This window comes from Streptomyces catenulae, from assembly GCF_000718015.1.
In the GTDB taxonomy this organism is placed as follows: domain Bacteria; phylum Actinomycetota; class Actinomycetes; order Streptomycetales; family Streptomycetaceae; genus Streptomyces; species Streptomyces catenulae.
The window spans coordinates 1-9,766 of sequence record NZ_JODY01000063.1; the positions used below are offsets into that span (position 1 = coordinate 1).

At 71.9% G+C, this 9,766-nt stretch carries 8 protein-coding genes; 6 read left to right on the top strand and 2 right to left on the bottom strand.

Going from position 1 to position 9,766, the window contains the following annotated elements:
* Nucleotides 1-143 precede the first annotated feature (143 nt).
* The 6 genes from IF23_RS0130525 (at nucleotide 144) to IF23_RS0130550 (ending at nucleotide 6,653) form a co-directional block, all read left to right on the top strand.
* Complete coding sequence (locus IF23_RS0130525; protein WP_030289506.1) at nucleotides 144-1,394, top strand: polyamine ABC transporter substrate-binding protein; 1,251 nt, start codon at nucleotides 144-146, stop codon at nucleotides 1,392-1,394.
* A gap of 121 nt (nucleotides 1,395-1,515) precedes the next feature.
* A complete protein-coding gene (locus IF23_RS0130530; protein WP_030289507.1) occupies nucleotides 1,516-2,676 on the top strand; it encodes an ABC transporter ATP-binding protein in 1,161 nt (386 codons plus the stop codon).
* Nucleotides 2,673-3,605, top strand: a complete 933-nt coding sequence (locus IF23_RS0130535; RefSeq protein WP_030289509.1) for an ABC transporter permease — start codon at nucleotides 2,673-2,675, stop codon at nucleotides 3,603-3,605. Before IF23_RS0130530 ends, IF23_RS0130535 begins: the two co-directional genes overlap by 4 nt.
* Nucleotides 3,605-4,444 carry an ABC transporter permease gene (locus tag IF23_RS0130540; protein WP_030289511.1) on the top strand — a complete coding sequence of 280 codons (840 nt, stop codon included), beginning with the start codon at nucleotides 3,605-3,607 and terminating at the stop codon, nucleotides 4,442-4,444. The genes IF23_RS0130535 and IF23_RS0130540 overlap by 1 nt, the downstream gene beginning before the upstream one ends.
* 5 nt (nucleotides 4,445-4,449) lie before the next feature.
* Entirely contained in the window at nucleotides 4,450-5,874 is a 1,425-nt protein-coding gene (locus IF23_RS0130545) for an NAD(P)/FAD-dependent oxidoreductase (RefSeq protein ID WP_030289513.1), read from the top strand.
* 326 nt (nucleotides 5,875-6,200) lie between these two features.
* Nucleotides 6,201-6,653, top strand: coding sequence for a bifunctional DNA primase/polymerase (locus IF23_RS0130550; protein ID WP_030289515.1), 453 nt, complete (start codon nucleotides 6,201-6,203; stop codon nucleotides 6,651-6,653).
* Nucleotides 6,654-6,832: 179 nt separating this feature from the next.
* On the opposite strand, the gene IF23_RS0130555 is transcribed toward IF23_RS0130550, so the two are convergent.
* Complete coding sequence (locus IF23_RS0130555) at nucleotides 6,833-7,537, bottom strand: phosphatase PAP2 family protein (RefSeq protein ID WP_245655174.1); 705 nt, start codon at nucleotides 7,535-7,537, stop codon at nucleotides 6,833-6,835.
* A 551-nt stretch (nucleotides 7,538-8,088) separates the two neighbouring features.
* Nucleotides 8,089-9,438 carry a 4-aminobutyrate--2-oxoglutarate transaminase gene (gene gabT / locus IF23_RS0130560; RefSeq protein ID WP_030289519.1) on the bottom strand — a complete coding sequence of 450 codons (1,350 nt, stop codon included), beginning with the start codon at nucleotides 9,436-9,438 and terminating at the stop codon, nucleotides 8,089-8,091.
* Between the last annotated feature and the right edge of the window lie 328 nt (nucleotides 9,439-9,766).

Genomic DNA, 9,766 nt, shown 5'->3' on the forward strand with positions numbered 1-9,766 from the left:
CCCCCCCCCGTGCCACCGCACCCCCGCAGAAGAACCCCCGCATGACGCCCGGCACCCTGCCCGTCCCACCCCCGGCCGCGGGCGCCGCGCGGCAATGTCAGTACCGGCACCATGCCGGTCCACCTGGAAAGGGCCCTCCGCGCATGGAGCACCACCAGCACCAGCCCGCCCCGCTCTCCCCGCCCGAGGCCGCCGCGGTGCGGCGCAGCATGCGCGACGGCCGACTCGCCCTGACCCGCCGCTCCGTGCTGCGCGCGGGCGCCCTCGCCGCGAGCGCGCTCGGCGGCTCGTTCGCCCTGTCCGCCTGCGGTATCCCGCCCGCGGGCCGCACCGACCCGGTCCGGACCCCCGACCACTCGGCCACGGAGAAACGTCTCGCCTTCTCCAACTGGACCGAGTACATGGACGTCAGCGACGACGGCAAACACCGGCCCACCCTGGAGGCGTTCACCCGCCGTACCGGCGTCACCGTCCGGTACACCGAGGACATCAACGACAACGACGAGTTCTTCGGCAAGATCCAGGCCCAACTCGCGGCGGGCCAGGACACCGGCCGCGACCTGGTCGTGCTCACCGACTGGCTCTGTGCCCGGATGATCTCCCTCGGCTGGGTCCAGCGGCTCGACCCCGCCCACCTCCCGCACGCCACGAAGCACCTCGCCGCACAGTTCCGCCGCCCCGCCTGGGACCCCGACCGCGCCCACTCCTACCCCTGGCAGGGCATCCCCGCGCTCATCGCGTACAACAAGAAGGCCACCGGCGGCCGCACCGTCGACTCCGTCAGCCAACTGCTGGACGACCCACGCCTCAAGGGGCGCGTCGGCTTCCTCTCCGAGATGCGCGACAGCGTCGGGCTGACCCTCCTCGACATGGGCAAACGCCCCGAGGACGTCACCGCCGCCGACTACGACGCGGCCCTCGCCCGGATCCGGCAGGGCGTCGACCGGGGACAGATCCGCCGTTTCACCGGCAACGACTACACCAACGACCTCGACAAGGGCGACCTCGCCGCCTGCATCGCCTGGGCCGGAGACATCGTCCAGCTCCAGAAGGACAACCCGGACATCGCCTACGCCGTCCCGAAGGCCGGCTACATGATCTCGTCCGACAACCTGATGGTCCCGAACGGGGCGCGCCACAAGCGGAACGCGGAACGCCTCATCGACTACTACTACGAGCCCAAGGCCGCCGCCCGGCTCGCCGCGTACATCAACTACACCTGCCCCGTCGACGGCGTCCGCGACGAACTCGCGAAGATCGACAAGGAGCTGGCGGCCAACCCGCTGATCCTCCCCGACGAGGGCATGGCCGCACGGTCCCACGCCTTCCGCGCCCTGAGCACCGAGGAGAACAAGGAGTACGCGCGGAAGTTCTCCGACCTCACCGGTGCCTGACCCGCACCCCCCACGGGGCCCCGCGCGCCGCGCCCCGTGCGCCGCCCCTCCGCCCCCGCCCCGCGGCCCCATGCCCCTGCCCCATGCGCCGCTTCGACCTCCGAGACACGGGACGACCGACATGACGAAGACCGCAAGCCCCCAGAGCGGCAGCGGCGGCGACGTCCGCCTGCGCCGGATCAGCAAGACGTACGGCTCCTTCACCGCCGTCCACCCCCTCGACCTCACCGTCCCCGCAGGCTCCTTCTTCGCCCTCCTCGGCGCGTCGGGCTGCGGCAAGACCACCACCCTGCGGATGATCGCCGGTCTGGAGGACCCGAGCACCGGCACCGTCGAACTCTCCGGCGAGGACGTCACCGCCCTGCCGCCCTACAAGCGCCACGTCAACACCGTCTTCCAGAACTACGCGCTCTTCCCGCACCTCGACATCTTCGAGAACGTCGCGTTCGGACTGCGCCGCCGCGGCATCAAATCCGTGAAGAAGCAGGTCGAGGAGATGCTCGACCTCGTCCAGCTCGGCCCCATGGCGCGCCGCAGACCGCAGCAGCTCTCCGGCGGCCAGCAGCAGCGCGTCGCGGTCGCCCGCGCCCTGATCAACCACCCGCAGGTGCTGCTCCTCGACGAACCGCTCGGCGCCCTAGACCTCAAGCTCCGCCGCCAGATGCAGCTCGAACTCAAGCGCATCCAGACCGAGGTCGGCATCACGTTCGTGCACGTCACCCACGACCAGGAGGAGGCCATGACGATGGCCGACACCGTCGCGGTGATGAACGGCGGACGCGTCGAGCAGCTCGGCGCCCCCGCCGACCTCTACGAGAACCCCGCCACCACCTTCGTCGCCAACTTCCTGGGCACCTCCAACCTCATCGAGGCCGAGGTCACCGGCGTCGACGGGGACGATCTGCTGCTGCGCGCCGCCGACCGCGCCCTCCGCGTCCCGGCCCGCCGCTGCCCCCATGCCGCCCGCACGGGGGACAAGCTCCTCGCCGGGGTCCGCCCCGAGAAGATGGCCCTGGCCCACCCCGACGACGCCGTCCCCGAGGCCCACAACCGGCTCTCCGGCCGCATCAAGGACGCCGCGTTCATCGGCGTCTCCACGCAGTACCTCCTCGACGTCCCCGGCGTCGGCGAACTCGCCGTCTACGAGCAGAACATCGCCCGCGACGGCCGCCTGGTGCCCGGCGCCGACGTCGTCGCGCACTGGAACGGCGCGCACACCTTCGGCCTCGACGCCGCCCAGGACATCAGCGCCGGTGCCGACGTCGACGAGGAGGCCGCATGAGCACCGTCACCGAGGCTCCCGCGCCCGCCCCCGAGGACGCGCCGCCCGAGGTCCGCACGCCGCCGCTGCGCAAGCGGCTCGTCCCGTACTGGCTGCTGCTGCCCGGCATCGCCTGGCTCCTGGTCTTCTTCGCTGCCCCGCTCGTCTACCAGGCGTCGACATCGCTGCAGACCGGCTCGCTGGAGGACGGCTTCCGCGTCACCTGGCACCTCGCCACCTACTGGGACGCGCTCGTCCAGTACTGGCCGCAGTTCGTCCGCTCCGTGCTCTACGCCGCCACCGCGACGGGGCTGTGCCTGCTGCTCGGCTACCCGCTCGCCTACCTCATCGCCTTCAAGGCGGGACGCTGGCGCCACCTCGTGATGATCCTCGTCATCGCCCCGTTCTTCACCAGCTTCCTCATCCGCACCCTCGCCTGGAAGACGATCCTCGCGGACGGCGGCCCCGTGGTGGGCGCCCTGAACGCGCTCCACGTCCTGGACGTCACCAGCTGGCTGGGGCTCACCGACGGCCACCGGGTCCTCGCCACCCCGCTCGCCGTGGTCTGCGGCCTCACCTACAACTTCCTGCCGTTCATGGTGCTGCCGCTCTACACCTCGCTGGAACGCATCGACCCCCGGCTGCACGAGGCCGCCGGTGACCTCTACGCACGCCCCGCCACCACCTTCCGCCGGGTGACGTTCCCGCTGTCCATGCCCGGCGTCGTCGCCGGCACCCTGCTGACCTTCATCCCCGCCACCGGCGACTACATCAACGCCGAACTCCTCGGCTCCACCGACCAGAAGATGATCGGCAACGTCATCCAGTCGCAGTTCCTGCGCGTCCTGGACTACCCCACCGCCGCCGCGCTCTCGTTCCTCCTCATGGCGGCGATCCTCGCCATGGTCACCTTCTACATCCGCAAGTCCGGGACGGAGGACCTGGTCTGATGACCACCCACGAGACCACCGACGCCGCACCGTGCGCCCGCACCGTGCGGCGCCCCGGCAGGCTCCGCCGCCACCTCGTCACGATCGCCGGACTCTGCACGCTGGCCTATCTGGTCCTGCCCAACGTCATCGTCCTGGTCTTCTCGTTCAACAAGCCCAACGGCCGCTTCAACTACCAGTGGCAGCGCTTCTCGACCGACGCCTGGACCGACCCGTGCGGCGTCGCCGACCTCTGCGGCTCCCTCGGCCTCAGCCTGCGGATAGCCGTCTGGGCCACGCTCGGCGCCACCGCCCTCGGCACCATGATCGCCTTCGCGCTGGCCCGCTACCGCTTCCGCGCCCGCTCCACCGTCAACACCCTGATCTTCCTGCCGATGGCGATGCCCGAGGTCGTCATGGCCGCGTCACTGGCCACCCTCTTCCTCAACATGGGCATCCAGTTCGGCTTCTGGACGATCCTCATCGCCCACATCATGTTCTGCCTGAGCTTCGTCGTCACCGCCGTCAAGGCCCGCGTGATGAGCATGGACCCGCGCCTGGAGCAGGCCGCCCAGGACCTCTACGCCACCCCCGTACAGACCTTCCTGCGGGTGACGCTGCCGATCGCCGCCCCCGGCATCGCCGCGGGCGCGCTGCTCTCCTTCGCGCTCTCCTTCGACGACTTCATCATCACCAACTTCAACGCCGGCTCCACCGTGACCTTTCCCATGTTCGTCTGGGGATCGGCACAGCGGGGCACGCCCGTTCAGATCAATGTCATCGGTACGGCGATGTTCCTCATCGCCGTCGTGTGCGTCGTCGTCGGCCAACTGGCCGGCGCACGCAGAAAGAGGAGCTGAGAACCATGGCACGAGCTGCCATGAACGCCCCGTCCCCCGTCCACGCCCTCGCGGACGCCACCCCCGCCCCGTTCTGGCTCGACGACCCCGACCGCCCCGCCGCACTGCCCGCCCTCACCGGCGATACCCACTGCGACCTCCTCGTCGTCGGCGGCGGCTACTCGGGACTGTGGACCGCGCTGCTCGCCAAGGAACGCGACCCGCACCGCGACGTCCTGCTCATCGAGGGCGCCGAAACCGGCTGGGCCGCCTCCGGACGCAACGGCGGCTTCTGCGCCGCCTCCCTCACCCACGGCCTCGGCAACGGACTCGCCCGCTGGCCCGGCGAACTCGCCCGCCTCGAAGAACTCGGCCTGCGCAACCTCGACGCCATCGCGGACACCGTCACCCGCCACGGCATCGACTGCGCCTTCGAACGCACCGGTGAGATCGACATCGCCACCCGGCCCCACCAGATCGCCGAACTGGAGGAGGCGGCCGAGGACGCCGCTCGCCTCGGCCACGGCGACCGGTACACCTTCCTCGACCGCGACGCCCTGCGCGCCGAGGTCGACTCACCGACCTTCCACGCCGGTCTCTGGGACCGCGAAGGCGTCGCCATGCTGAACCCCGCGCGCCTCGCATGGGGCCTGAAACGCGCCTGCCGTGACCTCGGCGTCCGCTTCCACGAACACACCCGCGCCACGGACCTCGCCCCGTACCGCGGTGGCATGGCGGTGCGCACCCTCTACGGCCGCGTCTTCGCGCGCCAGGTCGCCCTCGGCACCAACGCCTTCCCGTCCCTGCTGCGGCGCGTCCGCCCGTACGTCGTCCCGGTCTACGACCACGCGCTGATGACCGAGCCGCTCACCGAGGAGCAGCGCGCCGCCATCGGCTGGCGCGGCCGTCAGGGGCTCTCCGACAGCAACAACCACTTCCACTACTTCCGCCTCACCGCCGACCACCGCATCCTCTGGGGCGGCTACGACATCGTCTACCGCTACGGCGGCGGCGTACGGGCCGAGTACGACCACCACCCCGCCACCTACGCCAAGCTCGCCCGGCACTTCTTCCGGTGCTTCCCCCAGCTGGAAGGGGTCCGCTTCAGCCACGCATGGGGCGGCGCCATCGACACCTGCTCCCGCTTCTCCGCCTTCTTCGGCACCGCCCACAAGGGGCGCGTCGCATACGCCGCGGGCTACACCGGCCTCGGCGTGGGCGCCACCCGCTTCGGCGCCGACGTGATGCTCGACCTCCTCTCCGGCGAGCGCACCGAACGCACCGAGCTGGAGATGGTCCGCAGCAAGCCCCTCCCGTTCCCGCCCGAACCGCTGCGCTGGGCCGGGATCGGGATCACCCAGTGGTCGATGACCCGCGCCGACGCCCGCGAGGGACACCGCAACCTGTGGCTACGGGCGATGGACAAGGCGGGCCTCGGCTTCGACAGCTGAGACCGGGCGCGGGCCGCACGGGGCCGCACGGGGCCCGCCCCGGTGCCGCCGCATGGGGCCCGCGCCCCATGCGGCGGGCACCTGCCGGAACGGCAGTCGGCACGGGGCGGGGCCTCTCCGCGTACGCCGACAGCCGTCGTACGAACGGGCCGCCGCTGTGCGGCCGACGCCCCGCCGGGCCCGTACGCGACGGCGGTCCCGCACCCTCGTCCTTCCGACCGCACACAGCGGCGGAAAAATTGCTCCACGGACCCGTGTAAGGATGCCGCCCCCGCGCCCTCTCCCCGTGGACCTGCCCGAACGGGCCGGGAGAGCGAGGGAGAGACATGAACGCCGCGGGGGCGAAGCGTGCAGTGGAGTGGCTGGTATCGGCGGCACCCGATCCCGATGCCTGCCGGTGGGAATGGGAACGCAACCCGCTGGGGGTGGTTCTCCTTCCGGCCGGTCAGCGATGGGACGTACTGATCGTCGACGGGAGACTCGGCTACCCCACCCTCGACGTCCTGACGTGGGTGACACCCCGGCCCGGCCCCGTCCTGGCCGACTTCGGCGACTCCCGGATGGGCTTCTTCGTCCCGCCGGGCACCGCCACACGCTGGCTGGGCACCGGCGTACGGGGCGTGGGGGAGGGCACCTGGATCGTCGTCCCGTACCCGGGCCGGGCCACCGGAGGCGTCCGCTGGATCGTTCCTCCTGATGGCCGGGGCACGCTCAACGACCCTGGTCTTCTCGAACTGGCCCTGCACGAAGCGGCAGCGGTACTCGCCCGCGACACCTGACGGGAACGGACGCCGGACGGGGCACGGGCCGGACGCCCGGGCACGGCGGGCGCCGCACCATGCGGCGGCGTCGCACCGTGCCCGGGGCCGTACTCCGCTCTCCACACGCACGCGGCGTCCCACGGCGGGTACGGCCGCACGGGGCGCCGGGCGCCGGGCGCCGTGCACGGGGCCGCGGGTCAGTCCCGTCCCACGCCCCCGGGCTCGTACCAGCGGGCGCAGACCGCCGACCAGAGCGTCAGCACCACCCCGGACAGGCACCAACTCGCCACCACGTCCAGCGGCCAGTGGTAGCCCTGCCGGACCAGCCCCACGCCGACACCGACGTTCACCAGGACGACGGCTCCGGTGAGGAGCGCCGCACCGGGGCGCCGCACGGTGCGGCCGGACGACCGCCGCCCGTGCAGGAGCAACAGCGCCACGAGGCCGTACGCGACCGCGGCGGTGGCGGCGTGACCGGAGGGGAAGAAACCGTCATGGGGCGCCCCCGCCATGCGCGGCGGCCCCGGCCGCCCGATCCAGACCTTCGCGGGAACCACCACCGCCGGAACGAGGACCATCGCGCCGAGCGCGGCGACCGGCGGCAGCCACCGCCGCACCGGCACGGCGCCGGGGCTCTCCACCGCGCGCGGAGCCTCCTGCGGATCGGTGCCCGCGCCCCGTGCGACGCCCCGTGCGCGCCGTTGGGCCCGTACCGGGCGCCGGAGCGCCGCGGCCACCGCCACCAGCAGAACCGGCAGCGCGACGGAGATGTTGCCGAGGTCGGCGAAGAACTGCGCGACCGGTGCCGGAACGGCGCTTCCACCGAGGGCCAGGCCGCACCGCTCGTCCAGCGTCCGCAGCGCCCCGTGCGCGGCCACCTGCCAGGTGAGCAGCGCGAACACCAGCAGACAGCCCAGAACCTGGGCGGCGTACCGGTACCGGGGGCGCCCGGAGGCGGGGCCACCGCGTCCGGACAGAGAAATCGGCCGCCTCGGAACAGGGGGGGTGATTCCGAGGCGGCCGCGCGGATCGGGGTACCGCGCGCCCCGGGGGGTCTGGGGCGGGCGGCCGTCCGATCGGTGAGGATTCCCGGAGCCGGAGGCCCCGGAGTCGTGCGCGAGGGCACGGCCTGGTCGGAGCCGGTGAAGCGCCGACCGGGCGTCGCCCGCAGTCCCCTGCGAGCGGGGTGTATCTCTCATCTGCAGAAACCGTACGGCACCCGGAACGCGCCCGACAGTCGGATCACCCGGCCGCCATCGCCCTCGCACATCTTCTTCACGCTGCCACCCCTCCGACCTGCAAGGGACTTCCGTACCCCCGGCCCCGTCCCCACGCACGGGGCGGACGCACGGGGCCCCGCACGCACCTCGGCCCGGGACGCGGTCCGTGCCGCGCCCCGGGCCGAGGTGCTGTGTCTGCCGGGCGGAGGTGCCGCGTCCCGACGGGCGTCGGATCAGAGCGCCGCGAGCGCCGCCTCGAGGATGTCCAGGCCCTCGTTGAGCAGGTCCTCACCGATGACCAGCGGCGGCAGGAAACGCACCACGTTGCTGTACGTACCGGTGGTCAGGACCAGCAGGCCCTCCTGGTGGCACGCCTTCGCGAGCGCCGCGGTGGCCTCCGCGTTCGGCTCCTTCGAACCGGACTTGACCAGCTCGATCGCGATCATCGCGCCGCGGCCGCGGACCTCGCCGATGATGTCGAACTTCTCCGCCATCGTGCCCAGGCGCGCCTTCATGATCTCGCCGATCCGGCGGGCCTTGGCGTTCAGGTCCAGCTCACGCATGGTCTCGATGGAGCCCAGCGCCGCCGCACACGCCACCGGGTTACCGCCGTACGTGCCGCCGAGACCGCCCGCGTGCGCCGCGTCCATCATCTCGGCGCGACCGGTGACCGCGGCCAGCGGCAGACCGCCCGCGATGCCCTTGGCGGTGGTGATCAGGTCCGGGACGATGTTCTCGTCCTCGCACGCGAACCACTGCCCCGTGCGGCAGAACCCGGACTGGATCTCGTCGGCGACGAAGACGATGCCGTTCTCCTTCGCGAAGTTCGCGATGGCGGGCAGGAAGCCCTTCGCCGGCTCGATGAAGCCGCCCTCACCGAGCACCGGCTCGATGATGATCGCTGCGACGTTCTCCGCACCGATCTGCTTGGTGATCTGCGTGATGGCCTGCTCGGCGGCCTCCTGCGCGCAGTTCTCCGGGCCGGTCAGCCAGCGGTACGGGTAGGCCACCGGCACCCGGTACACCTCGGGCGCGAACGGGCCGAACCCCTGCTTGTACGGCATGTTCTTCGCGGTCAGCGCCATCGTGAGGTTCGTACGGCCGTGGTAGCCGTGGTCGAACACGACGACCGCCGGGCGCTTGGTGTAGGCGCGGGCGACCTTCACCGCGTTCTCCACCGCCTCCGCACCCGAGTTGAACAGCGCGGACTTCTTTGCGTGGTCGCCCGGCGTCAGCTCCGCGAGCTGCTCACACACCTCGACGTACGGCTCGTACGGCGTGACCATGGCGCAGGTGTGGGTGAAGTCCGCGAGCTGCGCGGTGGCGCGACGCACCACGGCCTCGGCGCTGTTGCCGACCGACGTCACGGCGATGCCGGAGCCGAAGTCGATCAGGGAGTTGCCGTCGACGTCCTCCAGGACACCGCCACCGGCACGCTTGACGAAGACGGGCAGCACCGCACCGACGCCACCCGCCACGGTGGCCTGCTTACGCTCCCACAGCGCCTGCGACTTGGGGCCGGGGATCGCGGTGACGACGCGACGCTCCTGGGGGAGGGCGGGGCCTCCGGACAGTTCGGTCATGGCAGTCTCCTGGGGGTGGAAGGGGACGTACGAAAGGTCTTTTCTCGCAGGCTAGGGGCGGTGGACCGGGTCTGGCATGTTCCGTTCGGGAGAAGTGCGCGTGTTGCGTTGTCCGCGCCGGACATAGCGACGGCGCGGGGCCAGTAGATTGAGCGGCGGCGTACCGCACCCGCACGGTCCACGACGCGGGCACGGTCCACGAACGACGCAGGCACAGTCCGAGGGGGACAAGGGGCACCGGATGGACACCGAGGGCACGCACGACGCACCGCACACCGTTCCGCCGCCACCGCACGGAGCACCCCGACCCGAACCCCCCGTCCCGCGC

Coding starts and splice junctions, on each gene's coding strand:
- IF23_RS0130525 (WP_030289506.1), top strand. CDS start 144: ATGGAGCACCACCAGCACCAGCCCGCCCCGCTCTCCCCGCCCGAGGCC.
- IF23_RS0130530 (WP_030289507.1), top strand. CDS start 1,516: ATGACGAAGACCGCAAGCCCCCAGAGCGGCAGCGGCGGCGACGTCCGC.
- IF23_RS0130535 (WP_030289509.1), top strand. CDS start 2,673: ATGAGCACCGTCACCGAGGCTCCCGCGCCCGCCCCCGAGGACGCGCCG.
- IF23_RS0130540 (WP_030289511.1), top strand. CDS start 3,605: ATGACCACCCACGAGACCACCGACGCCGCACCGTGCGCCCGCACCGTG.
- IF23_RS0130545 (WP_030289513.1), top strand. CDS start 4,450: ATGGCACGAGCTGCCATGAACGCCCCGTCCCCCGTCCACGCCCTCGCG.
- IF23_RS0130550 (WP_030289515.1), top strand. CDS start 6,201: ATGAACGCCGCGGGGGCGAAGCGTGCAGTGGAGTGGCTGGTATCGGCG.
- gabT (WP_030289519.1), bottom strand. CDS start 9,438: ATGACCGAACTGTCCGGAGGCCCCGCCCTCCCCCAGGAGCGTCGCGTC.